The sequence below is a fragment of the Nocardioides sp. genome, from assembly GCF_014360585.1.
Taxonomy (GTDB): domain Bacteria; phylum Actinomycetota; class Actinomycetes; order Propionibacteriales; family Nocardioidaceae; genus Nocardioides.
The window spans coordinates 1-23,136 of record NZ_JACIXG010000023.1; the positions used below are offsets into that span (position 1 = coordinate 1).

Consider the following 23,136-nt stretch of genomic DNA (forward strand, 5'->3'; position numbering starts at 1 on the left):
GGCGACGAAACTCTAGTTTCGTCGCCCACAACTACATTCTCGGCGGGTGCTGCTCGGGTCAGGGGTGGGTCATGGACTCGACGTCGAGGGCTTCGTCCAGCTGGGCCTCGGTGAGGGTGCCGTTCTCGACGTAGCCGAGCTCGATGACGGTCTCCTTGATCGTGGCGCCCTCGGCGAGGGCCTGCTTGGCGACCTTGGCGGCGGCCTCGTAGCCGATGTACTTGTTCAGCGGCGTGACGATCGAGGGTGAGGACTCGGCGTAGGCGCGCAGACGCTCGGTGTCGGGGACGATCCCGTCGACGGTGCGCTCGGCCAGGACGGTCATGGCGGTGGAGAGCAGGCGGATGGATTCCAGGACGTTGCGGGCCATCACCGGCATGGCGACGTTGAGCTCGAAGGCGCCGGAGGCCCCGGCGGCGGTCACCGTGGCGTCGTTGCCGATCACCTGGAACGCCACCATCAAGACGGCCTCGGGGACGACCGGGTTGACCTTGCCGGGCATGATCGAGGAGCCCGGCTGGAGATCGGGCAGGTGGATCTCGGCCAGGCCGGTGGTGGGGCCCGACGACATCCAGCGCAGGTCGTTGTTGATCTTGATGAGCCCGACCGCGATCGTCTTCAGGACTCCGGAGAGCTCGACCAGCGAATCGCGGGTGCCCTGGGCCTCGAAATGGTTGCGGGCCTCGGTGAACGGCTGGCCGGTGCGGTTGGCGAGGTCGGCGATCACCGACTGCGGGAAGCCGGCGGGCGTGTTGATGCCGGTGCCGACCGCGGTGCCGCCGAGCGCTAGCTCACGAACCCGGGGCAGCACCGACTCGAGTCGCTCGGCCGCGTAGCGGATGGTGGCTGCGTACCCTCCGAACTCCTGGCCGAGAGTGACCGGCGTGGCGTCCATCAGGTGCGTACGCCCCGACTTCACCAGGCCGGCGAACTCCTCGGCCTTCGCCTCGAGCGAGCCGGCCAGCACGTCGATCGCGGGCAGCAGCTGCTCGCTGACGGCGACTGCGGCGGCGACGTGGATGGCGGTCGGGAAGGTGTCGTTGGAGGACTGCGAGGCGTTGACGTGGTCGTTGGGGTGTACGTCCCGGCCGGCCCGCGCCACCAGGGAGGCGATCACCTCGTTGGCGTTCATGTTGGAGGAGGTGCCGGACCCGGTCTGGAAGACGTCGATCGGGAACGCGTCGTCGTGACGACCCTCGGAGATCTCGCCCGCGGCCGCGATGATCGCCTCGGCCTTGTCGCCGGGGAGCACGCCGAGATCGAAGTTGGCCTTGGCGGCCGCGGCCTTCACATGGCCGATCGCATGGATCAGCGCCGGCTCGATGGGTGTGCCCGAGATGGGGAAGTTCTCCACGGCCCGCTGGGTCTGGGCGCGCCACAGCGCGTCCTTCGGGACCCGTACCTCACCCATGGAGTCGTGCTCGATGCGAAAGCTCATGTCGTCCATGTCTGGTTCAACCTTTGACTAGTTGGTGCCATTCCTTGGCGAGACCCGGCCGGTAGAGAGCCAGCCTACGTAGAGCCAGTAGGTCTCCTCGTGCCCCTGCAGGTCGACGGGGTAGGAGTGTGCCTCGGCATGGTCGAAGACCTGCCTCATCACCTCCAGCAGCGCCGGAGCCTCCGCCGCCGACCAGACCACCACCGTGCCACCCGGGGCGGTCGCCCGCCGCGCATGGGTCAGCGCGGGCGCCTCGTAGAGCGCTCCGTTGGCGTCGTGGACCAGGTAGCCGGGACCGTTGTCGACGTCCAGCAGCACGACGTCGTACGCCTCGGGCCGGCTCTCCCGCAGGACCGCGGCCACGTCGGCGACCTCGATGTGGACGCGCTCGTCGCTCAGCAGGTCGGGACCGTGGGGGATCCGCCCGGTGCGCATCCACTCGACCAGGCGCGGCTCGATCTCGACGACGGTGACTGCTTCGACGCGCGGGTCGGTCAGCACCGCCTCGAGAGTGAAGCCGAGCCCGAGGCCACCGATGAGCACCTTTCGCGGCTGCGCGTGCAGCTCGAGCGCGCGCGTGGCGAGCGCTTTCTCGGTCGAGGTCTCGCGGGTGTCCATCACGAAGATCCCGTTGGCCCGCAGCTCCAGGTGGCCGTCCGCCCGATGCCGGAGGGCCAGACCACCGTCGACGATCACCGATTCAGTCCCGCTCACGGTTTCCATTCTGTCCGATGTGGGTACTGAACTGGGCATGAGCGATGACAACACCCAGTTCCCAGCCCAGCAGCAGGAGCCTCCTGGCCTCACCGGCGAGATGGAGCCGCTGCCCGACCACGGCGAGTCCAGCTACGAAGGCCACGGCCGCCTCGACGGAAAGATCGCGCTGATCACCGGCGGTGACTCCGGCATCGGTCGCGCGGTCGCCCTCGCGTACGCCCGCGAGGGAGCAGACGTGGCGTTCACCTACCTCCCCGAGGAGGAGCCGGACGCGCAGACGACGTCGAAGCTCGTCGAGGACGCCGGACATACGGCGCTGGCCATGCCGATCGACCTGCGCGAGAGCGAGGCGTGCGACGAAGCAGTCGAACGTACCGTGCAGGAGCTCGGCGGCCTGGACATCCTGGTCAACAACGCCGGCTACCAGTTCGCCCGCGACAAGGGCCTGACCGACATGGACGACGAGCGGATCGACCGGACCTTCAAGACCAACCTGTACGCCCTGCTCTGGCTGACCCGAGCGGCCGTGCCGCACCTGAAGAAGCGCAGCGGCTGCGTCATCAACAACGCCTCGATCCAGGCGTACGAACCCTCGACCAGCCTGCTCGACTACGCCGCGACCAAGGCGGCGATCAACAACTTCACCGTCAACCTGGCCGCTGAGCTCGGGCCCGAGGGCATCCGGGTGAACGCCGTGGCTCCGGGGCCGATCTGGACGCCGCTGCAGCCCGCGACGCAGGCGCCGGAGAAGGTGGAGCAGTTCGGGGCGAACACTCCGCTGGGGCGTGCCGGCCAGCCGGCCGAGGTCGCACCGGCGTTCGTCTTCCTGGCCTCGCCTGCGGAGGCGTCCTACGTCTCCGGGACCGTCCTCGGGGTGACTGGAGGACGGCCGGTCTTCTGATGGCGACCAGTGGCGCCAGCGGTCGCCCGGTCGAGGGAGGAGGCCCGGACGAGCGGCCGGAGGAGCGCATCACCCGCAACTGGAACGAGCTCCTCCAAGAACTACGAGTGCTGCAGACGGGCGTGCAGATCCTGACCGGTTTCCTGCTGACGGTGCCCTTCTCGCCGCGCTTCCCCGACCTGGACGACCAGCAGAAGACGATCTATCTCGTCGTGCTGGTCGGTTCGGTCATCACCACCTGCCTCATCGTCGCCCCGGTCTCCTTCCACCGGATCCTGTTCCGGCGCCGGCAGCGGCCGTGGCTGGTGCGGGCCTCGCACGCCTGCGCCCGGGCGGGCCTGGTGGGCTTCGCGATCGTCTCTTCGCTCGTCGTGCTGCTCGTCTTCGACGTCGTCGTCTCGCTCGCAATCGCGGTCGTCGCCGCAGCGGGGGTGCTGATCCTGTTCGTCTCCCTGTGGGTGGGTCTGCCGCTGCTGAACGGACGGAACAACTCCGACTGATCGGGTGTGACCGTCACCACAGCGGGAGTACGCTGGTGGGAAACCGAGGCTGGTGGGCTTATGTGGTCGATCTTCTGGATCATCGTCGCCGTGCTGCTCGGAGTGGCAGAGGCGTTCACGATGACGCTGGCGTTCGCTTTCGTCGCCGGCGGGGCGCTCCTCGCTGCCGGGAGCGCGGCGCTCGGCGCGCCGGTGCTGGTGCAGGCGCTCGTCTTCGTGCTCGCGGGCGGCGGCAGCGTACTGCTGGTGCGGCCGGTGGCGCGACGACATCTGGCTCTGCCGCCGCCGGTGCGCGACGGCACCGATGCCTTGGTCGGTCGTCAGGCGGTCGTCCTCGCGGAGGTGAGCTTCGACCACGGCCTGGTGCGCCTAGCCGGTGAGGAATGGTCGGCCCGGCCCTACGACGAAGACCTGGTCATCCCGGTCGGATGCCGGGTCGACGTGCTCGAGATCGAAGGCGCGACGGCGCTCGTGCACCCGCGCGACCCGCTGTCGCTCTCGCCCTAGGAAGGACGTACGACATGGAGCTTCTGCTGATAGTCCTGGTCCTGGTCGCGCTGGTGGTGGGTGCGGTCGCCTCGACGGTGCGGATCGTGCCACAGGCGCGGCGCTACAACATCGAGCGCTTCGGGCGCTACCGGGGCACCTTGCAGCCGGGGCTGAACTTCGTGATCCCGCTGGTGGACAGGGTCAACACCAAGCTGGACGTTCGTGAGCAGGTCTACTCCTCCAACCCGCGCCCCGTCATCACCGAGGACAACCTCGTGGTCGCCATCGACACGGTTCTCTACTACCAGATCACCGACCCGCGGGCAGCCGCCTACGAGGTGGCCGACTACCTGCAGGCGATCGACCAGCTCACCGTGACCACGTTGCGAAACCTGATCGGATCGATGGACCTGGAGTCCACCCTGACATCTCGCGAGACCATCAACGTCCGCCTGCGCGAGGTGCTCGACGACGCCACCGGGAAGTGGGGGATCCGGGTCAACCGGGTCGAGATCAAGGCGATCGACCCGCCGGCCTCGATCAAGGAGGCGATGGAGAAGCAGATGCGCGCCGAGCGTGACAAGCGCGCCGCGATCCTGCACGCCGAAGGCAAGCGGGCCTCGCTGATCCTCGAGGCCGAAGGCACCCGGCAGAAGTCCATCCTCGAGGCGGAAGGTAACCAGCAGGCCCGGGTGCTCGAGGCCGATGGTGAGGCCAACGCCTTGGAGCGGGTCTTCCAGGCCGTCCACGCCAACGACGCCGACTCCAAGGTCCTCGCCTACAAGTACCTCGAGATGCTGCCCTCGCTCGCCGCGCACGGCAACTCGTTCTGGGTCATCCCCGGCGAGCTCACCGAGGCGATGCGTACGGTCACCGGCGCCTTCGCCGACAACGCCTCCAAGTCTGGGGGCAACGGCAACGGCAACGGCAACGGCGACGGGAACGAGAACGAACGACGTACGCCGCCCGTCCCCGCCCCGCGTGACGCCATCGAGCAGGCCCAGCGTGAGGCTCACGAGGAGGCAGCCAAGGCCGTCGAGCAGGCCAAGGAGGAGTCCGCCCGCGCGGACCGCATCATCGGCTGAGGGATGCCGGTAATCTGACCGGCATGTCGCCGGGTCTCGTGGTCGTCCTGCTTGTTGTCGTGGTCGTCGTCGGGATGCTGATGGCGGTCAAGATCGTCCCGGCGGCGACCTGCGCCGTGATCGAGCGCGGCGGCCAGTACCGCAGGACGCTGAGCCCTGGCCTCAACGCCATCGTGCCGCTGCTCGACCGGGTCGTGGCTCGGTTCGACATGCGCGAGCAGGTGCTGTCGATGCGGGAGCCCCTCGTCTGCCGCGACCACTACGTCTGCGAGGCGGCTCTGAACGTCTACTTCGAGTTCGAGGATCCGTCGATCGCCTACCGCGTCGACAAGCCCCAGCAGCAGCTCGAACGTGCCGTGCGTGAGGCACTGCGAGAGTTCGCCGGAATCGTCGACCAGGACGAGTTCGTCACTTCCGCCCAGCGCCTGACGGACGTCGCGTACGACGCCACCCGCCGCTCCCGCGAGGACTGGGGCATCCGCCTCAAGCGCGTCGAGGTCACCGACCTCCGCGGCCCCGACTCGGCGCGACGATGAGTCACCTAGGGGCCACGGGCACTCTGAAACCGACGCGCGACACGCCGTTGCCAGGCGTGTCGCGGTTGGATTCTGGGCCTCTCAGGGCCGGGGTCAGGCGGCTGCAGGTCGCTGGGCCAGCGCCATCTCGATGCACCTCAGCACGTACTCGGGCTGGAACAACACCTGGTCGTAGGTGAACCGCAGCACGATCCAGCCGTCGGCTGCGAGCATCGTGTAGCGCTGGCAGTCGCGGTCGTGCGCCTCGCGGTCGGCGTGGAAGCCCCAGGAATCGGCCTCGAGGATGATGCCGTTGATCGGGTCGACGAGATCGGGATGCACCGTCAGCGCGCCGACGCGCACCTCGTACTGCGGGATGAACTCGTAGCCCGCAGCCGCCGTGATCGCGCGTAGGCCGGACTCGAACGCGTTGGCGGCCGAGCCGTTGGCATGGGCTGCGACCTTCTCGACCTGATCCCTGTTGCCGCCACGCCAGGTGTGGCTGGCCGTGACGAGCTCCTCATGCGTCACAGAGTCATGGCGCAACGCCGAGTCGGCGACGGTCAGTGCGGCGGCGAACGGCAAGTCACGGGCGCACAGCATGACGGTGAGCAGGGGGCCGGTTGACCAGCCGTCCAAGTCCTCGCGCCGGGCGTCGTACGTCCAGAACCTGGCCTTGCTCGTGGGTCGCTCCTGTCGGCTCGGCAGGAGGAGATGCGGGACGCTGGGAGATGTACGGACCTCCCAGCCGTGATGGAGCGCGGCGCTGAGATGGGTGAGATGGAGGTTGTGCTCCACCGCGAGACGGCGACCGAGGTCGGTCACGGGGAGGGCATAACGGTCGCGGTCGACATGGATGATCACCTTCTTCGACACCGCGGTGCGGAGGCGTCGGCGGCTGGAGAGCGCGACGATGTCGGCGGCGCATGCGATCCCACCCAACCGCTCCAGCGCCTCGACTGCGTCCATGACTGCCAGTATGAGAGCGACCACCGACAGCCATGACGGGAGCCGTGGAGGCATCGCGTGCCGCTGGAGGGGGTACCGGGCTGACATGAGCGAACGACGCGATGATCACCTGGAGACCGACACGTCCGATGAGTCCGGGGAGGTCTCCGAGGTCCAGCAGCTGGACCCGGAGGCGGCCGAGACACCCGTCGCGCCGTCGGACTCGACTGCTGGATACCCGGAGTCGGAGTCCGGCGAGCCGGACACTCGTGGCTCAGGTCCCGACTCCGCCCCGCCGGAGAACCGACGCGACAACGAGACGACCTGACCCCTGGGTGGTCGTGCCGTAAACCTGTCGCGAGCGGGCGCCGGCGCGCGGCAGGATGCGGCCGTGACCTTGTCGACTCCCACGCTGCGTACGTCCCGACTGGTGCTTCGCCCTTTCACCGAGGCTGACGCGGAGTCGCTCTTCAAACTGCAGAGCAACGCCCACGTCCTGCGCTACTGGGACTCCGCGCCGTGGACCGAGCGCGAGCGTGCGGACCAGTTCATCGCCCGGTGCCGCGTCATGGCGGAGGAGGAGAGCGGGGTGCGGGTGGTCATCGAGCGCGACTCCGCGTTCCTCGGCTGGTGCACCTTCAACTCGTGGGACCCCGATTTCCGCAGCGCGTCCCTCGGCTTCTGCCTCAACGGGAACTCGTGGGGACACGGCTTCGCGACCGAGGCCGCCGGCGCGCTGCTGGCCTGGGCCTTCGACACCTTGGACCTGAACCGCGTCCAGGCCGAGGCCGACACCCGCAACGCCCCCTGCGCCCGGGTGCTGGAGAAGCTCGGGTTCAAGCTGGAGGGGACGCTGCGCGAGGACTGCATCGTGAACGGCGACGTCTCGGACTCGTGGGTCTTCGGGCTGCTCAGACGGGAGTGGGAACCGGTCGGCAGCAACTGAGAGGTGCCGTTGGGGCCGTTGCGGGGTACCGCAGGAGCCATGAGCCATCAGCAGCTTCCCGCAGAGGGGCCGGACGACCCCGACTACACCGATGATACCGGCCAGGTCTCCGAGACCGGGCGCCTCGACGAGGACGAGAGCAGTACGCCGATCGCCCCGTCGGACGCAACCGCTGGCTACCCCGACTCGGAGTCGGGCAGTCCGGACACGCAGGGGTCCGGACCGAGCGAGCCGCCGCCAGAGAATCGGCGTGACAACGACGTCTAGGGACTCTGCGGGCGGGCCGGGAGACCTGTCGCGACTTCGTGGGTCTTCCGGCTCCTCAGACGGGAGCGGCGGCCATAGGGCCTGTGGGAAACCCCTGCGACACACCGCATGTGGGCGTGTCGCAGGGCCGTCAAGCGCGTTCGTGGCCTCCAGCAGGATCAGCCGAAGAGGTCACCCAACCAGGACTCGCGGTGGTGGCTGCGTCGGTTGTCTTTGTGGCGGTCGTCGTCATAGTCGCGCCGCTCGTACTCTCGCTTCTCGTAGCGTCGCTCGTCGCGCTGCTCCTGGCGGGGCTGCTCCTGGCGGGGCTGCTGGTAGCCGCCGGGCTGCGGGGCGCCGACGGACCGCTCGATGATCTTGTCGATCTCGCCGCGGTCCAGCCACACGCCACGGCACTGCGGGCAGTAGTCGATCTCGATGCCTTGGCGCTCGCTCATCACCAGGGTGGCACCGTCGATGGGGCACTGCATGAGGGTCTCCTCGTCGTTGGGGGATCGGCGCCGATCAACTTATCCGGTCGTCCCGCAACGCCGAGGCTCACTGCCGGCCGACGTCCGCTCAGCGGCACCGAGGTGGTGCCGGAGGGCTCGGTGACGAACCTCGCGCCGTCGAATCGTGGGTCTTCAGCTGCTCCGGAAGGAATGGGATCAGTCGCCGAGACGCTTGAACGGCTCGATGGCGAAGACGACGTCGACGGCGACGTCGAAGTAGGCGGCGATCCGCAGAGCAAGATGCAACGAGGGGCTGTATTCGCCCCGCTCCAGGTAGCCCACGGTCTGGTAGTGGACGCCGAGGGCGTCGGCGAGCTCCCGACGGGAGATGCCGCGCTCGGCGCGTAGCATCGCGATCCGGTTGTAGACGGTGTCCGATTCGTTGGCCACAGGTCAGTAGCCCCTGGTCATGACCTTGTCGCGCGCGGCCGCGATCGCGGAGCCGGTCTGGCGGCGAGCCATCCGGCGGAGCACGATCGGTGCCAGCACGAGCCCGATGACGGCCCAGACACCGAGGACGGCGAACATCTCGACCGTGCGCCAGGAGTCTCCGATCTCGGCCGCCTCCGCCCCAGCGGGCATCATCGCGGACCGGGTGCCGAGCCCGAGCCAGTAGAAGGGGAAGACCTGCCCGACCCACTGCAGCCAGGTGGGCATCGCGGTGATCGGGTAGAAGATGCCGGAGATCGCGATCAACAGCATCGAGGCCAGCATGATCAGCATCGACTGGGCGCTCGACTTGAAGATCGAGCCGAGCGCCGACCCGATCGGAACGGTCGCGACCATGCCGACGACGAAGATGACCGGGAGCAGCAGCGCCGTGCGGCCGTCGATCCGAAGGTCGCCGATCACCGTCACCGCGGGAATCGCGAGCAGCACCAGGCTGGCCAGCGTGGTCAGCCCGAAGAACCAGATCTTGCCGATCAGGTAGCCGAGCATCCCGTCGGGCGTCGCTTTGGCCCGCAGCAGCGTGCCGTCCTCGCGGTCGGTGGCGATCTGCATCGCCGGGCCCGCGAGGCCGCCGAAGGCGATCGACATCCCGATCAGGCTCGGCAGCACCATCGCACCCAGTGCGAGGTCGGTGCCGGGCACGGTGTTGCCGCGCATGAACAGCAGCGTCACCGTGAAGCTGATCGGGAAGAGAAGCATCCAGAAGATGTCGCCGACGTCGGTCAGCGAATACTTGGTCTCCAGCCAGCCGCGGTGCAGCCCGGCGCGTACGGCAACGCCGCACGTGCTTGTCGTCCCGGTGGTGATCATGAGAGCGCCTCCAGCTTCTCGTGCTCGTCGGCCTGGCCGCTCTCGACCCGCTGGACGAGCGCGAGGTAGGTGTCCTCGAGGTTGGCCCGTTTCACCTCGAGCTCGGTCACGTCGGGGTCGGTCGCGAGCAGGCGGCGTACGAACTCGGTCGGATCACGGTCCTCGACGGCGTGCACGTGCCGCTCGTCTCCGGCGGTCCAGCGGACCTCCGCCTTGGTCGCGAGGTCGAGGGCCAGCTTGTCGGGACTGCCGTCGGCGATGATCGTGCCGCGGTCGAGCACGAGGATCCGGTCGGCGAGCTTCTCCGCCTCGGCCAGGTCGTGGGTGGTCAGCAGCACGGTGGTGTTCTCGAAGTCGGAGAGCCGGTGCACCAGTTCGTGGAACTCTCGTCGCGCGTGCGGGTCGAAGCCGGCCGTCGGCTCGTCGAGGAACACCAGCTCAGGACGGCCGACGATGCCGATCGCAACGTCGACCCGGCGGCGCTGACCGCCGGAGAGCCGCATCACCCTCTGCTCGGCGTGGGCGGTGAGGCCCACGAGGGCGAGGAGCTCGTCGACGTCCCACGGGCGAGGGACCTCAGCGGTGGCGTACGGCGCGTAGAACCGCGCGTGGTAGTCGAGCAGGTCGCGAACCCGCCAGCGGCTGTGGTCCCGCCATGACTGGAGCACCACGCCGACCCGCGCACGCCACCGCTCGTCGCCCCGTGCCGGGTCGGATCCCAGGACGCAGACGTCGCCTGACGTCGGCATCCGGAATCCTTCAAGGACCTCGATGGTCGTGGTCTTGCCGGCGCCGTTGGGCCCGAGCAGGGCGACGACCTCGCCGCGACGAGCAGAGAAGGTCGCGCCCTTGAGCACCTCGTTGCTGCCGTAGCGCACCCGCAGGTCGCGCACGTCGAGTGCCAGGTCGGTGAGCGCTGTTGTGCTCTCGCTATCGGACATAGCAGGAATACTACGACTGATAGACGAAGTGCGACAGCAAATTGGGTGGCCTCCCGGCTCAGCGCTCCTTGGAGCGGACCCGGATCCCGGTGAGGGGGACGGTGGTCGTCCCGCTCGGGTCGGTGAAGAAGTCGTTGCCCTCGCCGTCGACCACGATGAAGGCGGGGAAGTTTTCCACCTCGATCTTCCAGACCGCCTCCATGCCGAGCTCGGGATACTCCAGCACCTCGACGGACTTGATGCAGTCCTGCGCGAGCCGGGCGGCCGGGCCGCCGATGGAACCGAGGTAGAAACCGCCGTACGTCCCGCAGGCCTCGGCGACGACCTTGGAGCGGTTTCCCTTGGCGAGCATGACCATGGAGCCGCCGGCGGCCTGGAACTGCTCGACGTAGGAGTCCATCCGGCCGGCTGTGGTCGGGCCGAAGGAGCCGGACGCCATGCCTTCCGGCGTCTTGGCCGGGCCGGCGTAGTAGACCGGATGGTTCTTCATGTACTCCGGCATCTCCTCGCCGGCGTCCAGTCGCTCCTTGATCTTGGCGTGCGCGATGTCGCGAGCCACGACCATCGGGCCGCTCAGCGAGAGCCGGGTCTTGACCGGGTGCTGCGAGAGCGTCTCCAGGATCGAGGACATCGGCTGGTTGAGGTCGATGTCCACGACCTCGCCGGCCGCGATCTCCTCGGCCATCCCGGCGTCCGGCATGTACTGCGCCGGATCGGTCTCGAGCTGCTCGAGGAACACCCCGTCGCGGGTGATCTTGCCCAGCGCCTGGCGGTCGGCGGAGCAGGAGACCGCGATCGCCACCGGGCAGGAGGCGCCGTGGCGGGGGAGTCGGACGACGCGTACGTCGTGGCAGAAGTACTTGCCGCCGAACTGGGCCCCGATCCCGAAGGACTGGGTGAGCTCGAAGACCTTCTCCTCGAGCTCCGTGTCACGGAAGCCGTGGGCGCTCATCGACCCCTCGGTCGGCAGGTTGTCGAGGTAGTGGGCCGAGGCGTACTTGGCCGTCTTCAGGGCGAACTCCGCGGACGTCCCGCCGATGACGACGGCGAGGTGGTACGGCGGGCACGCGGCGGTGCCCAGCGAGCGGATCTTCTCGTCGAGGAAGGACAGGATCCGGTCGGGGTGCAGGATCGCCTTGGTCTCCTGGAACAGGAACGACTTGTTGGCCGAGCCGCCGCCCTTGGCCATGAAGAGGAACTTGTACTCCGGGCCGTTCTCACCCTCGGCGGTCGAGTAGATCTCGACCTGCGCGGGCAGGTTGGAGCCGGTGTTCTTCTCCTCGTACGTGGTCAGCGGCGCGAGCTGGGAGTAGCGCAGGTTGAGCTTGGTGTAGGCGTCGTAGACGCCGCGGCTGACGGTCTCGGCATCGTCGGCGCCGGTGAGCACGCCCTCGGACTTCTTGCCCATCACGATGGCGGTGCCGGTGTCCTGGCACATCGGCAGGATCCCGCCGGCGGAGATGTTGACGTTCTTGAGCAGGTCGAGCGCGACGAAGCGGTCGTTGCCGGAGGCCTCGGGGTCGTCGATGATCTTGCGGAGCTGCGCGAGGTGGGCCGGGCGGAGGTACTGGTTGATGTCCTTCATCGCCTCGGCGGTCAGCCGGCGGATCGCCTCGGGCTCGACCTTCAGGAACTTACGCCCGTCGACCTCGACCTCTTCCACCCCCTCGCTGCTGATCAGCCGGTAAGGAGTGTCGTCCTTACCGGTCGGGAGGAGGTCGGAATACCGGAACTCAACGTCAGCCACGAAAGGGAATCGTACGCCGCCCCCGGCCTCGGTCCCGACACCGAGGGCAGAGGATGTTCGCGCCAGCCTGCTCGAGAGCGGCGTGGAGTCGTGGCTGTCACGCGCGGGGCGGGACGGGGGCTGGGAGCCGGCCGTCAGGCGGCGGGCCCGGCTCGCAGGGCCGCCGATGCCGCGACCAGCGTCGCCACCACGGAGGCACTGAAGGCGGGATCCATCACCGCTGCGGAGCACGGGCCGCGGGACGGGCCGGACGGCAGCACCAGGCCGGAGACGAGCGCGCGGTAGGTCTGGACCCCGCCCTGCCGTGGGTCCGGGGGCAGGCGGTGAACGCAGTCGTCGGCGCCGACCAGCCGGCCCAGGGCCCGGAGCCCACCAGCCCCACGCGCAGGACGCGCTCAGGCATCGGTGAGCACCACCACGAGCCGGGTGTGCCTGGACATGTGATCCTCGAACTCGCTCGGGTGCTCTCCTGACTTCGGCAACCTACCCGAGCGTGTCAGCCGGCGAGGCCCATCGCGAACACATGCAGGGCACTGTTGGCGGATCAGGGGACGGGAGGCATCTCGGTCTGGCGCGAGTCGAGGCCGACCCTCGGCTTGCGCCAGTTGCCCCGGGTGAAGTCGGGGATCTCCACCGGCTTGCCGTTCTTGGCCAGCGACTCGACGCTCAGCGGGACCGGTGAGCACCACATGGCCGAGTCGTAGACGTCGATGTCGGGGACCAGCCCGGCGCGCATCGTCTGGATGAGACGCCACTGCAGGATGTAGTCCATGCCGCCGTGACCGCTCCCGGAGGCGTCGTCCTCGAGCTCCTTCCAGAGCCAGTGGTCGAACTCTTGGCGCAGCGCCTTGAAGCCGCGCCAGGTGTCGCCGCTGTGCAGCGGCTCGGCGTAGACGCGGGCGCCGGTCGAGTCGCCGCCGACGTAGTCCTCGAACAGGCCGCGGCTGCCCTCGATGCTGTTGATGCGGCTGTAGGGCCGGGGCTGGCTCACGTTGTGCTCGGCGCTGATGGTGCGACCCCCGGAGGTGGTGATCTCGCAGCTGATGCGGTCGCCGTTGATGTACTCCTCCTTCCACGACCGGTGGTCGCGGGGGACGAAGCGCTCGCGGTAGTCGGCCAGGCCCCGCGGCGCGGTCGCGGTGGCGGCCAGCGTGACGGCTCGGTCGCCGCGGTTGATGTCCATCGCGGCAGCGATCGGCGCCAGGCCGTGCATCGGGTAGAAGCTGGCGGTGCTGCGGGTGTGCCACAGGCGCCGCCAGTCGTCGGTGTAGTAGCCGTCGTTGAACAGCAGGGCTCGCAGATCGTGCAGGTAGCCGCCGGCGCCGTGGGTGATGTCGCCGAAGACCCCCTCGTGCGCCATCTTGAGCATCGCCAGCTCGTTGCGGCCGTAGCTGCAGTTCTCGGCGAGCAGCAGGTGCTTCCGGGTCACCTCGGAGGTGTTGACCAGGTCCCACAGCTCGTCGAGCTGCGTGGCGATCGGCAGCTCGACGGCGACGTGCGCGCCGGCCAGCATCGAGGTCCGCGCCTGGTCGTAGTGGAACTCCCAGGGGGTGGCGATGTAGACGAGGTCGAGCTCCTCGCGGTCGAGCATCTGCTTGAAGGAGCCACGCTCGCCGCCGTACTCCTTGGGGCGGGTCTTGCCGCGCGCGACGAGGTCGTCGGCCACCCGCGTGGCGCGGTCGGCGCGGATGTCGCACACCGCGACCACGTGCGCGCCGGGGATGTCGGCCCAGCCACGGGCCATGCCGAAGCCGCGGTTGCCGAGGCCGATCAGCCCGATGCGGACGATCTCGTGTGCTTCGAAGGCCTGGTTGACCATGGTGCGCTGGCCGGCGGCCCGCGCCGGGGTGGCGCCTGCGGTGAGGGCGCCGATGCCCAGGGCGGCCCCGCCCACTGCGGCGGCGGAGCCTAGGACGCTGCGCCGGGAGAACCCGGTAGCGAGCTTGGTGTCGGGCGTGGTGATGGACGTCGTCTGCATGTCTTCGCTCCGAGGTCGAGGTCGGGCCGACACGGCCTGATTGATCGTTTATGATCGAAACAATGCTTGTATCGGCAGAATCAATCGCTCAGGAAGACTGTAGGGCACGTCACATCGCGGCGCTAGACCCTTGCGCGCCGCGATCGACACGATCGGCTCGTCGCGGGGGTCAGGGGCGACGGCGCCGCGGATCTCGACCTACCAGAGGTATCCCGCTGGATGGGCCTAGGGCTGGGGCTTTTCGGTGGTGCGCGCTATGGTCGGAGACGTCCACACGGGAGTCCGCGGCAGCGGGCTGAGAGGGAGCTAAGGCCGCTCCGACCGTTACACCTGATCCGGATCATGCCGGCGAAGGAAGTGATTGGTTGTGCCTCTTCCACGTATTTTCTGCTTGGTCTCCTCGAGCGAGGATCTCGCGCTGCTGCCCGCATTCGCGGAGCTCGGCGTCGCCGGTTTCCAGGTGCGCGACAAGGCCGCGACGACCCGCGAGCTGCTCGCTCTGACCGCGGCCGTGATCGAGCGGGTCGCGGCGTACGAGGCCTGCGTCGTCGTCGACGACCGGCTCGATGTGGCGCTCGCGGCCGGTGCACACGGTGTCCACCTCGGTGCCGCCGACCTGCCGGTGGCCGATGCCCGCCGGATGGCCGACGCGGTCGCTCCGGGGCTGGTCATCGGGGCGACCTGCCGCGACCGTGCCGCGGTCGAGGCGGCGGCCGCCGCAGGTGCTGACTACGCCGGCTTCGGGCCGGTCTTCGCGACCTCGTCCAAGGCGGGGCTTCCCGACCCGCTCGGCGTCTCCGCCGTCGCTGACGCAGCCGGGGTGCTGCCGCTGATCGCGATCGGCGGGATCTCGACGACGTCGGCCGGCCCGGTGCGCGCCGCCGGCGCCCACGGGGTCGCCGTGATCGGCGGTCTCTGGCGACAACCCGATCCACTGCAAGCCGCGAAGGAGCTCGTGGAAGCGGTCGGCTGATGCGGGTGCGGATCCTCGGTGCCGGGATCGTCGGGCTGTCCGTGGCCGACGAGCTGATCCGCCGCGGCCATGACGTCACGGTCGTCGACCCCGCGCCGGGCTCGGGGGCGTCCTACGCCGCGGCCGGGATGCTCAGCCCCGCAGGTGAGGCCTGGCACGGCGAGGAGGACCTGACCCGGCTCTGCCTGTCGTCGCTGGCGCTCTGGCCCGACTTCGCCGACCGTCTCGGCGTGCCGATCCACACCCGCGGGACGGTCCTGGCCGGCGTCGACGCCGGGGACGTCCAGCAGGTCGAGCGGCAGCTCGCGGTGCTCGACCTCGCGGGGGTCTCCTACGAGAGACTCGTACGCCGCGAGCTGCTCGCCCGCGAACCCGGGCTCGGCCGCGTCGGGGGCGGGGCCTTCCTCGCCGAGGATCACTCGGTCGACCCGCGTGCCGTCGTCGCGGCGCTGCTCGCCCGCGTCGGCGACCGTGTTGGTCTCGACACGACGTCGTTCGTCCCTCACGACGTCGGCTCGACCGACGCAACCGCCGGTCGAGCCGCCGGTGCTCCGCTGGTCGAGGCCACTTCGTTCAGACCAGGTGAGCGCCAGCGAGCCGGTGTCGAGACCAACACAGTCGTGTCGAGCGAGGCAGGGGGCGGCTCGACCAGCGAGGTGACCGTGATCGCGACCGGCGCGCAGCTCCCCGATCCGTACTCCTCCCTCATCCGGCCCGTGCGCGGCGACGTGGTGCGTCTGCGGACGCAGGAGCGGGTGGAGCGGACGGTGCGGGCCTGGGTCCACGGCGAGCAGGTCTACGTGGTGCCGCGGACCGAGAGCGACGAGGTGGTCGTCGGCGCCACCTCCGAGGAGCGCGACGGCCCACTGCTGCCGACGGTCGAGGGCGTGTGGCGGCTGCTCGACTCCGCGCGCCGGGTGATCCCGGCCCTCGACCGGGCCAGCGTGGTGGAGGTGACCTCGCGGGACCGCCCCGGGACCGCCGACAACCTCCCCCTGGTCGGCCCTACCCAGGAGTCGGGGGTCGTGCTGGCCGCCGGCGCCTACCGCAACGGCGTCCTGCTGGCGCCGCTCATCGCGCGGCTCGTCGCCGACCACATCGAGACCGGGGCAGTCGAGCCGGAGCTGGACCCGCGCCGGTTCCGGATGAAGGAGGACGGATGAAGATCACCCTGAACAGCGAGCCGATGGAGGTCAGCGGCACCGTTGCCGACCTGCTCGAGGCAAGGACTGGCGACCGACGCCCGAGCGGCATCGCCGTCGCCGTGGACGAGGAGATCGTGCCGCGCGACGACTGGGCGCGATGGCAGCTCCGAGACGGTCATGTCGTCGAGATCGTGACGGCGGTGCAGGGCGGATGACCACCTCACCGATGAACAGCCTGAAGATCGCCGGGCGCGAGCTCTCCTCGCGCCTCTTCCTCGGCACCGGCGGCCTGCCCAACCTGGCCCTGCTCCCCGCCGTCATCGACGCGGCCGAGCCGGGCCTGGTGACGGTGTCGATGCGACGTACGTCCTCGACGGCGACCGGCGGGCTGCTCGAGACGCTCCGCGCCGCGAAGGTGCCGATCCTGCCCAACACCGCCGGCTGCCTCTCGGCCCGTGAGGCGGTGCTGACCGCCGAGCTCGCCCGCGAGGCGCTCGAGACCGACTGGGTGAAGCTGGAGGTGATCGGCGACGAGACCTCGCTGATGCCCGATGCCGTCGAGCTCGTCGAGGCCGCCGAGCAGCTGGTCCGCAAGGGCTTCACGGTCCTTCCGTACGCCACCGACGACGCTGTCCTCGCCCGCCGGCTCGCAGACGCCGGCTGTGCGGCGGTGATGCCGCTCGGCTCACCGATCGGGTCGGGGCTGGGCATCCTCAACCCCTACGCCATCGAGGCCGTGGTGGCCGCTGTCGACGTGCCGGTCGTGCTCGACGCCGGGGTCGGGACCGCCTCGGACGCGGCGTTGGCCATGGAGCTCGGCTGCGCTGCCGTACTCGCCGCCACCGCGGTCACTCGCGCCGACGATCCGGTCGGGATGGCTCGCGCGCTGAGGCTGGCGGTCGAGGCCGGACACGCCGCCCGCGGCGCCGGCCGGATCCCACGCCAAGCGGTCGCCCGGGCGTCCTCACCGATGGAAGGCCGAATCGCATGACCGACTTACCTCGACTGCTGGTCCTCACCGACCGCTCCCAGCTGCCGCTCGGCCGCAGCCTGCTCGCGACGATGGCGGCCTGCGCCGAGGCCGGCCTGACCCACGTCGTACTCCGTGAGCTCGACGAGACCCCGGAGCAGCGAGCCGGACTGGTGAAGGCCGCCGTCGACCTCGGTCTGGTGGTCATCGCTGCGCACGACCTGCTGCCGGGTGCGGCTGGGGTGCAGCTCCCCGCCGACGGGGGTAACACGTCGTTCGTAGGACTATCCGGTCGTTATAACGGGCGAGAAGACGGTGTAACAGCGTGTTACACCCGCGGTCGCAGCTGCCACAGCCCCGCCGAGGTTGCCACCGCCGCCGAGGACGGGTTCGACTACGCGATGCTCAGCCCGTATGCGCTGACCGACTCCAAGCCTGGTTACGGACCGCCGCTCGGGCCGGCCGCGTTCGGCGACCTGCCGCTCCCGACGTACGCCCTCGGGGGGATCACCCCGGACAACGCCGCCGAGGCCGTGGCGGCCGGCGCCCACGGCGTCGCTGTGATGGGTGCGGTGATGCGTGCCGAAGATCCGGCCGGGGTCGTACACGACCTGCTGGCCGTCCTCGCCGCCGCGACGAGGCCGGAGGTGACCGCGTGAACCCGCCGGTCGCGCTCACCATCGCGGGCACCGACTCCGGGGGAGCGGCCGGCACGGCCGCCGATCTGGCGACGTTCGCCGCGCTCGGGGTCCACGGAGCCTGCGTGATCACCGCGATCACAGCCCAGGACACGACCGGCGTCAGCGACATCCACGCCGTTCCGCACGCGACCATCGAGGCTCAGCTCGATGCGGTGTTCGACGACCTACCCATTGCCGCGATCAAGACCGGGATGCTCGGAACGGCGGCAGCCGTCGAGGCAGTCGCGCAGCGGGTTGTGAAGCTGAGAGTGGCCTATAGCCCACTCTCAGCTTCACAAGCTGCGGTTGTCGTTGATCCTGTTCTTGTCGCCACCTCTGGGGCGGTGCTCGGCGGGGAGGACGTACGCCGTGCCTATCTCGACCACCTCCTCCCCGTCGCCACCGTCGTCACCCCCAACCTCGACGAGGCCCGGGCTCTGGCCGGCCACGACGGGACGCCCGAGGATTTGGCGGCTGCCCTCGCTGGTCGAGCCGCCGGAGCCGCTAGGCGGAGGCGTGTCGAGACCAACACAGTCCCATCGAGCGCCGTAGCGGACCGTGTTGGTCTCGACACGCTCGCTGGCGCTCGCGGCTCGACCAGCGGGGTGACCGTGATCCTCACCGGCGGCGACCCGGCGGCGACCGGGAGCTGCACGGACTGGCTCGCCGAGCCGGGAAAGCAGCCGATCCCGCTCACGCACCCCGCAGTCCCCACGAGCAACGACCACGGCACCGGCTGCACCTACAGCTCAGCCCTGGCCGCCCATCTCGCCCACGGCGCGACGCTGCACAAAGCGGCGGAGCAGGCCGCGGCGTACGTCACCCAACAGCTTCGAGCCAGCAAGACCTGGACCCTCGGAAGAGGCCGGGGACCGATCGCCCACACCAAGGAGACCCGATGACCGTCCACCCCGCCCACACCCGCCTCGAGCTCGGCGACCTCAAGGTCCCGGTGACCCGGGTCGAGCTCACCAACGGCGAGACCTTCGACCGCTACTGCACCGAGGGCCCTGGATCCCGACCCGAGCAGGGCCTCCCGCCGCGCCGCCTCGAATGGATCGAGGACCGCGGCGACACCGAGCCGTACGACGGCCGCCCGACAGACCTCCGCGACAACGGCAAGACCGCCGTACGCCGAGGCGAAGCCAGCCAGGAGTGGCAGGGCGAGCGCAGGCGTCCGCGCAAGGGCGAGAACATCTCGCAGATGCACTACGCGCGCCAGGGCATCATCACCAAGGAGATGGCCTACGTCGCCGTCCGCGAGAGCTGCGACCCCGAGCTGGTCCGCGAGGAGGTCGCGGCGGGTCGCGCGATCATCCCCAACAACGTCAACCACCCCGAGTCCGAGCCGATGATCATCGGCAAGCGCTTCCTGGTGAAGATCAACGCCAACATCGGCAACTCCGCGGTCACCAGCAGCATCGCGGAGGAGGTCGACAAGCTCACCCACGCGATCACCTGGGGCGCGGACACGGTGATGGACCTCAGCACCGGCGACGACATCCACACCACCCGCGAGTGGATCCTGCGCAACAGCCCGGTCCCGATCGGCACCGTCCCGATCTACCAGGCCCTGGAGAAGGTCAACGGCGAGGCCGACAAGCTGACCTGGGAGGTGTTCCGCGACACCGTCATCGAGCAGGCCGAGCAGGGCGTCGACTACATGACGATCCACGCCGGCGTACTGCTCCGCTACGTCCCGCTCACCGCCAACCGCGTCACCGGCATCGTCAGCCGAGGCGGCTCGATCATGGCCGGCTGGTGCCTCGCGCACCACCAGGAGAGCTTCCTCTACACCCACTTCGACGAGCTGTGCGAGATCTTCAAGCAGTACGACGTCGCCTTCTCCCTCGGGGACGGGCTCCGTCCGGGGTGCACCGCCGACGCCAACGACGAGGCCCAGCTCTCCGAGCTGCGCACCCTCGCCGAGCTGACGGAGCGAGCCTGGCGCCACGACGTCCAGGTCATGGTCGAGGGCCCCGGCCACGTCCCGCTCAACCTGGTGAAGGAGAACGTCGACCTCCAGCAGGAGTGGTGCCACGGCGCGCCGTTCTACACGCTCGGCCCGCTCGCGACCGACATCGCGCCGGGCTACGACCACATCACCAGCGCCATCGGCGCGGCCACGATCGCGATGCACGGCACCGCGATGCTCTGCTACGTCACCCCGAAGGAGCACCTCGGGCTGCCGGACAGGGACGACGTGAAGACCGGCGTCATCACCTACAAGCTCGCCGCCCACGCCGCCGACATCGCCAAGGGCCACCCCGGCGCACGGGACCACGACGACGCCCTGTCCAGGGCCCGTTTCGAGTTCCGCTGGCGCGACCAGTTCGCCCTCTCGCTGGACCCGGTCACCGCGGAGAGCTTCCACGACGAGACCCTCCCGGCGGAGAACGCCAAGACCGCCCACTTCTGCTCCATGTGCGGCCCGAAGTTCTGCTCGATGAAGATCAGCCAGGACGTACGCGACCGCTTCGGCAGCACGGAGGGCGCGTCCCCCGAGGAGATCGAGGCGGGGATGCTGGAGAAGTCGAAGGAGTTCGCGGCGGCGGGAAGCCGGGTGTACCTCCCGCTCGCCGACTGACCCGCCGATCCGACGGTGCTATCGGTTCGCCAGGCTCTCGTAGAGCCTGGCGAACCCCTCCGCGCCGTGCCCCGCGGCGATCTGTCCGCTGATCAGCGCCTGGACCTCGGCGATCGGGGCGGGGTCGACGCCCTCCTCCTCGCTGGCTCGCACGATGTGCGAGAGGTCGGAGAACTCCAGGCTCTGCTGGCCCGCGACGGTGTAGTCACCGCCGTCGATGACCTTCGCGTAGTCGGCGAGCTCCTCGGTCATCGCTGCCAGGAACGGCGCCTGCCGTGCCGCGAACTCGGACGCGCTCATCCCCATGGCGGCGACCATCGCGGCCCCGTGGAAGAAGCCCGTGAACATCTGGTACATCCCCGACAGGATGGCCAGGTCCACCAGCGATGCCCGGCCGGCGTCCTCGCCGTGGAACTCGCTGGTGGCCCAGACCTCGAGCATCGGCAGGAGGGCTTCGTACGCCGCCCGCGAGCCGCTGTAGAAGATCTGAGCCGCGCGGGATCCGATCATCGACGGCACGGCCATGATGGCACCGTCGAGGTAGTCGATGCCGTGCTCGGCCGCCCAGGCGGCGAGCTCGCGGGACTCGTTCGGCGTCGTCGTCGTGACGTTGACCAGGGTGCGTCCGCGCAGCTCGCCGGCGACCGGGCCGAGGGTCTCCTCGACCGAGGAGCGCTTGAGCAGGCAGGCGATGATCACGGGGCTGGCCAGCACCGCCTCCCGGGCCGAGTGCGCGGCATCGGCGCCTCGGCCCGACAGGTCGGTGGCACGGCCAGGGGTGCGGTTCCAGACGGTCACGGATCGGCCGGCGTCGAGCAGGGCAGTCGCCAGCGCGCTGCCCATCGCGCCGAGTCCGAGCACGCTGACGTCGGTCGGGTGGGTCGGGTTTCGATCGGTCTCTGACACGACATCCATGCTGGAGGAGATCGTCGATCAGGGGGAGTACCCACTATTTACTGGGGTACTTACCATCAGGTAAGCGCAGCAGCCCGAGCGAGAGACCGGCGCCGAGGTAAAGGATCAGGGATGATCCTGACAGACGGCAGCCGCGATCGCCGATAGCATTCATGATCATGGGCCTCCCCGAACCGCACCCCGGCCAGCCTCGACGAGCCGACCTGCGCGTCAGCGACGCCGACCGCCATGAGGTGGCCGACATCCTGCGCGAGGCCGCCGGCGAGGGCCGGCTGGACATCGAGGAGCTCGAGGAGCGGATCGAGGAGGCCTACAAGGCCAAGACGTACGCCGATCTGGAGCCGATCACGCAGGACCTCCCGGTCGCAGGGCGGCCGCCCGTGGCACCTTCCGCGGGTTCCAGCACTGTGCCCGTCGTCTACGGCGGGGGCGAGGAGCACGACAGTGCCAGCGCGTTCCTGAGCAACGTCGAGCGCAAGGGCGTATGGATGGTTCCGCAGCAGCTGTCGGTCAACGCGGTGCTGGGTGATGCCAACATCGACCTGCGTGAGGCGCACTACTCCGCGCGCGAGGTGGTCATCAGCGCGACCTCGGTCCTGGGCAGCGTGAAGGTCACAGTGCCGCCGAACGTGCACGTGATCGTCGAGGGCAACGGTGTCCTGGGCGACTTCAAGGAGCCGTCCGGCAAGGTGCCCGAGGAGCTCACCGCGGACTCGCCGGTGGTGCGGGTGCGCGGCATCGCGGTGCTGGGCGACGTGACCGTCAAGCGCCGGGGTCCGCGCCCTCCGAAGCGCACGCTGAAGCAGCATCTCGGTCTGGAGTGACTGGGCCCATAGCGATGGGCATCCGGGGGATTGTCGAGGCGCGCCTCCGGCCCCCGCACTAGCATTCGCCTCATGGGAACGACCCCCGAGCCATTCCGCGGCCAGAATCCTGATCCGAATCTTCGGATCAGCGATGCCGACCGCCACAAGGTGGCCGACATCCTGCGCGAGGCCGCAGGCGAGGGCCGTCTGGAGATCGACGAGCTCGACGACCGCCTCGACGCGACGTTCAAGGCCAAGACGTACGCCGACCTGGTCCCGATCACCGTCGACCTGCCGGCCGCGGGGAGCCCGTCGTTGCTGGTCCCGCAGGGCTCGCCCGTCGCCGGGAAGAGCCCAGCGGTCTTCGCCGACACTCCGATCGAGAGCCAGCTCTACGTCGCGATCATGAGCGGCGTCGACCGGCGCGGGGTCTGGACGGTCCCGGCGACCGGAAACGTGATCGCGCTGATGGGTGGTGCCGAGCTCGACATGCGCCAGGCGCAGTTCTCCGCCCAGGAGACGGTGATCTACGCCAACGCGATCATGGGCGGCGTCAACATCACCGTCGGCCCCGACGTCCAGGTCGTGATGCAGGGCGTCGGGATCATGGGCGGCTACGTCGGTCCGAGCGGGATCGAGCCGTCCGGTGGGCCGGTGCTGCGGGTGAAGGGCCTGGCGCTGATGGGTGGCGTCACCGTCATCCGTAAGCCGGTGAAGGAGACCAAGAGCAAGCGGCTGCGGATGCCGCCGCCGCACGGGCTGCACTAGCCACACCTCCGTGCCGAGCCCGCCCTCCGGGTCCGCTTCGCGGACCGGTCTTGCCGTGCCCGCAGAGAA

28 protein-coding genes, 1 pseudogene and 1 riboswitch are annotated in these 23,136 nt (G+C 69.5%); of the genes and pseudogenes, 19 read left to right on the plus strand and 10 right to left on the minus strand.

What is annotated here, in order from left to right; all coding sequences use genetic code 11:
- Window positions 1–58: 58 nt before the first annotated feature.
- Window positions 59–1,447 carry a class II fumarate hydratase gene (locus tag H5T77_RS09740; protein ID WP_292648267.1) on the minus strand — a complete coding sequence of 463 codons (1,389 nt, stop codon included), beginning with the start codon at window positions 1,445–1,447 and terminating at the stop codon, window positions 59–61.
- A gap of 18 nt (window positions 1,448–1,465) precedes the next feature.
- A complete protein-coding gene (locus H5T77_RS09745) occupies window positions 1,466–2,161 on the minus strand; it encodes a spermidine synthase (protein WP_292648269.1) in 696 nt (231 codons plus the stop codon).
- Between the two features lie 28 nt (window positions 2,162–2,189).
- On the opposite strand from H5T77_RS09745, the gene H5T77_RS09750 reads away from it, so the two are divergent.
- From H5T77_RS09750 to H5T77_RS09770, 5 genes are read left to right on the plus strand one after another with little or no spacing between them, the layout of a single operon-like run.
- Window positions 2,190–3,056, plus strand: coding sequence for a glucose 1-dehydrogenase (locus H5T77_RS09750; RefSeq protein ID WP_292648271.1), 867 nt, complete (start codon window positions 2,190–2,192; stop codon window positions 3,054–3,056).
- Window positions 3,056–3,556 (plus strand): DUF6328 family protein, encoded by a 501-nt coding sequence (locus H5T77_RS09755; RefSeq protein ID WP_292648273.1) that lies wholly within the window; start codon window positions 3,056–3,058, stop codon window positions 3,554–3,556. The genes H5T77_RS09750 and H5T77_RS09755 overlap by 1 nt, the downstream gene beginning before the upstream one ends.
- Before the next feature lie 60 nt (window positions 3,557–3,616).
- Window positions 3,617–4,063, plus strand: a complete 447-nt coding sequence (locus H5T77_RS09760; RefSeq protein WP_292648276.1) for an NfeD family protein — start codon at window positions 3,617–3,619, stop codon at window positions 4,061–4,063.
- 14 nt (window positions 4,064–4,077) lie between these two features.
- Window positions 4,078–5,130: an SPFH domain-containing protein gene (locus tag H5T77_RS09765; protein ID WP_292648279.1), complete on the plus strand. Its 1,053-nt coding sequence runs from the start codon at window positions 4,078–4,080 to the stop codon at window positions 5,128–5,130.
- A 23-nt stretch (window positions 5,131–5,153) separates the two neighbouring features.
- On the plus strand, window positions 5,154–5,666 hold the full coding sequence (locus H5T77_RS09770) for an SPFH domain-containing protein (protein WP_292648282.1): 513 nt from the start codon (window positions 5,154–5,156) through the stop codon (window positions 5,664–5,666).
- Between the two features lie 93 nt (window positions 5,667–5,759).
- Here H5T77_RS09770 and H5T77_RS09775 read toward each other — a convergent pair whose 3' ends face one another.
- The gene (locus H5T77_RS09775; protein WP_292648285.1) at window positions 5,760–6,614 is read right to left on the minus strand and encodes an endonuclease domain-containing protein; all 855 of its coding nucleotides are present in this window, start codon (window positions 6,612–6,614) and stop codon (window positions 5,760–5,762) included.
- 85 nt (window positions 6,615–6,699) lie between these two features.
- Between H5T77_RS09775 and H5T77_RS09780 the strand changes: the two genes are divergently transcribed.
- The 3 genes from H5T77_RS09780 to H5T77_RS09790 all read left to right on the plus strand — a co-directional run bounded on the left by H5T77_RS09780 (window position 6,700) and on the right by H5T77_RS09790 (window position 7,806).
- On the plus strand, window positions 6,700–6,921 hold the full coding sequence (locus H5T77_RS09780; RefSeq protein ID WP_292648288.1) for a hypothetical protein: 222 nt from the start codon (window positions 6,700–6,702) through the stop codon (window positions 6,919–6,921).
- Window positions 6,922–6,984: 63 nt separating this feature from the next.
- Window positions 6,985–7,539 carry a GNAT family N-acetyltransferase gene (locus H5T77_RS09785; protein WP_292648291.1) on the plus strand — a complete coding sequence of 185 codons (555 nt, stop codon included), beginning with the start codon at window positions 6,985–6,987 and terminating at the stop codon, window positions 7,537–7,539.
- A 39-nt stretch (window positions 7,540–7,578) separates the two neighbouring features.
- The gene (locus tag H5T77_RS09790) at window positions 7,579–7,806 is read left to right on the plus strand and encodes a hypothetical protein (RefSeq protein WP_292648294.1); all 228 of its coding nucleotides are present in this window, start codon (window positions 7,579–7,581) and stop codon (window positions 7,804–7,806) included.
- Window positions 7,807–7,964: 158 nt separating this feature from the next.
- Here the strand turns inward: H5T77_RS09790 and H5T77_RS09795 are convergent, their stop codons facing one another.
- The 5 genes from H5T77_RS09795 to H5T77_RS09815 form a co-directional block, all read right to left on the minus strand.
- Window positions 7,965–8,276 (minus strand): TFIIB-type zinc ribbon-containing protein, encoded by a 312-nt coding sequence (locus H5T77_RS09795; RefSeq protein ID WP_292648297.1) that lies wholly within the window; start codon window positions 8,274–8,276, stop codon window positions 7,965–7,967.
- A 177-nt stretch (window positions 8,277–8,453) separates the two neighbouring features.
- Window positions 8,454–8,687: a helix-turn-helix transcriptional regulator gene (locus tag H5T77_RS09800; protein ID WP_292648302.1), complete on the minus strand. Its 234-nt coding sequence runs from the start codon at window positions 8,685–8,687 to the stop codon at window positions 8,454–8,456.
- 3 nt (window positions 8,688–8,690) lie between these two features.
- Entirely contained in the window at window positions 8,691–9,557 is an 867-nt protein-coding gene (locus tag H5T77_RS09805) for an ABC transporter permease (protein WP_292648305.1), read from the minus strand.
- Window positions 9,554–10,498, minus strand: a complete 945-nt coding sequence (locus H5T77_RS09810) for an ABC transporter ATP-binding protein (protein WP_292648306.1) — start codon at window positions 10,496–10,498, stop codon at window positions 9,554–9,556. Before H5T77_RS09810 ends, H5T77_RS09805 begins: the two co-directional genes overlap by 4 nt.
- Window positions 10,499–10,556: 58 nt before the next feature.
- Complete coding sequence (locus tag H5T77_RS09815) at window positions 10,557–12,245, minus strand: fumarate hydratase (RefSeq protein ID WP_292648309.1); 1,689 nt, start codon at window positions 12,243–12,245, stop codon at window positions 10,557–10,559.
- 90 nt (window positions 12,246–12,335) lie between these two features.
- On the opposite strand from H5T77_RS09815, the gene H5T77_RS09820 reads away from it, so the two are divergent.
- Together H5T77_RS09820 and H5T77_RS09825 are read left to right on the plus strand one after the other, a co-directional pair.
- Complete coding sequence (locus tag H5T77_RS09820) at window positions 12,336–12,530, plus strand: hypothetical protein (protein WP_292648312.1); 195 nt, start codon at window positions 12,336–12,338, stop codon at window positions 12,528–12,530.
- A 38-nt stretch (window positions 12,531–12,568) separates the two neighbouring features.
- Entirely contained in the window at window positions 12,569–12,718 is a 150-nt protein-coding gene (locus tag H5T77_RS09825; RefSeq protein ID WP_292648315.1) for a hypothetical protein, read from the plus strand.
- A 71-nt stretch (window positions 12,719–12,789) separates the two neighbouring features.
- On the opposite strand, the gene H5T77_RS09830 is transcribed toward H5T77_RS09825, so the two are convergent.
- Window positions 12,790–14,223, minus strand: a complete 1,434-nt coding sequence (locus H5T77_RS09830; RefSeq protein WP_292648317.1) for a Gfo/Idh/MocA family protein — start codon at window positions 14,221–14,223, stop codon at window positions 12,790–12,792.
- A 264-nt stretch (window positions 14,224–14,487) separates the two neighbouring features.
- A riboswitch (TPP riboswitch) is annotated at window positions 14,488–14,597 on the plus strand.
- Between H5T77_RS09830 and H5T77_RS09835 the strand changes: the two genes are divergently transcribed.
- The 7 genes and pseudogenes from H5T77_RS09835 (at window position 14,591) to thiC (ending at window position 20,578) form a co-directional block, all read left to right on the plus strand.
- Window positions 14,591–15,196 (plus strand): thiamine phosphate synthase, encoded by a 606-nt coding sequence (locus H5T77_RS09835; protein ID WP_292648320.1) that lies wholly within the window; start codon window positions 14,591–14,593, stop codon window positions 15,194–15,196. It overlaps the preceding riboswitch by 7 nt.
- Before the next feature lie 5 nt (window positions 15,197–15,201).
- Window positions 15,202–16,359, plus strand: a pseudogene (locus H5T77_RS09840) (FAD-dependent oxidoreductase); the annotation flags it as partial.
- Window positions 16,356–16,556 carry a sulfur carrier protein ThiS gene (gene thiS / locus H5T77_RS09845; protein WP_292648324.1) on the plus strand — a complete coding sequence of 67 codons (201 nt, stop codon included), beginning with the start codon at window positions 16,356–16,358 and terminating at the stop codon, window positions 16,554–16,556. The pseudogene H5T77_RS09840 and the gene thiS, both read left to right, overlap by 4 nt.
- Window positions 16,553–17,332: a thiazole synthase gene (locus tag H5T77_RS09850; RefSeq protein ID WP_292648325.1), complete on the plus strand. Its 780-nt coding sequence runs from the start codon at window positions 16,553–16,555 to the stop codon at window positions 17,330–17,332. Before thiS ends, H5T77_RS09850 begins: the two co-directional genes overlap by 4 nt.
- Entirely contained in the window at window positions 17,329–17,970 is a 642-nt protein-coding gene (locus tag H5T77_RS09855) for a thiamine phosphate synthase (RefSeq protein ID WP_292648326.1), read from the plus strand. Before H5T77_RS09850 ends, H5T77_RS09855 begins: the two co-directional genes overlap by 4 nt.
- Entirely contained in the window at window positions 17,967–18,893 is a 927-nt protein-coding gene (gene thiD, locus H5T77_RS09860) for a bifunctional hydroxymethylpyrimidine kinase/phosphomethylpyrimidine kinase (RefSeq protein WP_292648328.1), read from the plus strand. Before H5T77_RS09855 ends, thiD begins: the two co-directional genes overlap by 4 nt.
- Window positions 18,890–20,578 (plus strand): phosphomethylpyrimidine synthase ThiC, encoded by a 1,689-nt coding sequence (gene thiC / locus H5T77_RS09865; RefSeq protein WP_292648331.1) that lies wholly within the window; start codon window positions 18,890–18,892, stop codon window positions 20,576–20,578. The genes thiD and thiC overlap by 4 nt, the downstream gene beginning before the upstream one ends.
- Before the next feature lie 18 nt (window positions 20,579–20,596).
- On the opposite strand, the gene H5T77_RS09870 is transcribed toward thiC, so the two are convergent.
- The gene (locus tag H5T77_RS09870) at window positions 20,597–21,493 is read right to left on the minus strand and encodes an NAD(P)-dependent oxidoreductase (protein ID WP_292648333.1); all 897 of its coding nucleotides are present in this window, start codon (window positions 21,491–21,493) and stop codon (window positions 20,597–20,599) included.
- Between the two features lie 158 nt (window positions 21,494–21,651).
- On the opposite strand from H5T77_RS09870, the gene H5T77_RS09875 reads away from it, so the two are divergent.
- Window positions 21,652–22,317, plus strand: a complete 666-nt coding sequence (locus H5T77_RS09875; RefSeq protein WP_292648335.1) for a DUF1707 SHOCT-like domain-containing protein — start codon at window positions 21,652–21,654, stop codon at window positions 22,315–22,317.
- Window positions 22,318–22,389: 72 nt separating this feature from the next.
- The gene (locus H5T77_RS09880) at window positions 22,390–23,067 is read left to right on the plus strand and encodes a DUF1707 SHOCT-like domain-containing protein (protein ID WP_292648337.1); all 678 of its coding nucleotides are present in this window, start codon (window positions 22,390–22,392) and stop codon (window positions 23,065–23,067) included.
- The last annotated feature ends 69 nt before the right edge of the window (window positions 23,068–23,136 follow it).

Excerpts from the sequence above, each read along its gene's own strand:
- thiC (WP_292648331.1), top strand. The coding sequence starts at position 18,890 with ATGACCGTCCACCCCGCCCACACCCGCCTCGAGCTCGGCGACCTCAAG.
- H5T77_RS09875 (WP_292648335.1), top strand. The coding sequence starts at position 21,652 with ATGGGCCTCCCCGAACCGCACCCCGGCCAGCCTCGACGAGCCGACCTG.
- thiS (WP_292648324.1), top strand. The coding sequence starts at position 16,356 with ATGAAGATCACCCTGAACAGCGAGCCGATGGAGGTCAGCGGCACCGTT.
- H5T77_RS09760 (WP_292648276.1), top strand. The coding sequence starts at position 3,617 with ATGTGGTCGATCTTCTGGATCATCGTCGCCGTGCTGCTCGGAGTGGCA.
- H5T77_RS09740 (WP_292648267.1), bottom strand. The coding sequence starts at position 1,447 with ATGGACGACATGAGCTTTCGCATCGAGCACGACTCCATGGGTGAGGTA.
- H5T77_RS09850 (WP_292648325.1), top strand. The coding sequence starts at position 16,553 with ATGACCACCTCACCGATGAACAGCCTGAAGATCGCCGGGCGCGAGCTC.
- H5T77_RS09750 (WP_292648271.1), top strand. The coding sequence starts at position 2,190 with ATGAGCGATGACAACACCCAGTTCCCAGCCCAGCAGCAGGAGCCTCCT.
- H5T77_RS09795 (WP_292648297.1), bottom strand. The coding sequence starts at position 8,276 with ATGCAGTGCCCCATCGACGGTGCCACCCTGGTGATGAGCGAGCGCCAA.
- H5T77_RS09745 (WP_292648269.1), bottom strand. The coding sequence starts at position 2,161 with ATGGAAACCGTGAGCGGGACTGAATCGGTGATCGTCGACGGTGGTCTG.
- H5T77_RS09775 (WP_292648285.1), bottom strand. The coding sequence starts at position 6,614 with ATGGACGCAGTCGAGGCGCTGGAGCGGTTGGGTGGGATCGCATGCGCC.
- H5T77_RS09855 (WP_292648326.1), top strand. The coding sequence starts at position 17,329 with ATGACCGACTTACCTCGACTGCTGGTCCTCACCGACCGCTCCCAGCTG.
- H5T77_RS09765 (WP_292648279.1), top strand. The coding sequence starts at position 4,078 with ATGGAGCTTCTGCTGATAGTCCTGGTCCTGGTCGCGCTGGTGGTGGGT.
- H5T77_RS09880 (WP_292648337.1), top strand. The coding sequence starts at position 22,390 with ATGGGAACGACCCCCGAGCCATTCCGCGGCCAGAATCCTGATCCGAAT.
- H5T77_RS09870 (WP_292648333.1), bottom strand. The coding sequence starts at position 21,493 with ATGGATGTCGTGTCAGAGACCGATCGAAACCCGACCCACCCGACCGAC.
- H5T77_RS09770 (WP_292648282.1), top strand. The coding sequence starts at position 5,154 with ATGTCGCCGGGTCTCGTGGTCGTCCTGCTTGTTGTCGTGGTCGTCGTC.
- H5T77_RS09805 (WP_292648305.1), bottom strand. The coding sequence starts at position 9,557 with ATGATCACCACCGGGACGACAAGCACGTGCGGCGTTGCCGTACGCGCC.
- H5T77_RS09790 (WP_292648294.1), top strand. The coding sequence starts at position 7,579 with ATGAGCCATCAGCAGCTTCCCGCAGAGGGGCCGGACGACCCCGACTAC.
- H5T77_RS09755 (WP_292648273.1), top strand. The coding sequence starts at position 3,056 with ATGGCGACCAGTGGCGCCAGCGGTCGCCCGGTCGAGGGAGGAGGCCCG.
- H5T77_RS09810 (WP_292648306.1), bottom strand. The coding sequence starts at position 10,498 with ATGTCCGATAGCGAGAGCACAACAGCGCTCACCGACCTGGCACTCGAC.
- H5T77_RS09780 (WP_292648288.1), top strand. The coding sequence starts at position 6,700 with ATGAGCGAACGACGCGATGATCACCTGGAGACCGACACGTCCGATGAG.
- H5T77_RS09830 (WP_292648317.1), bottom strand. The coding sequence starts at position 14,223 with ATGCAGACGACGTCCATCACCACGCCCGACACCAAGCTCGCTACCGGG.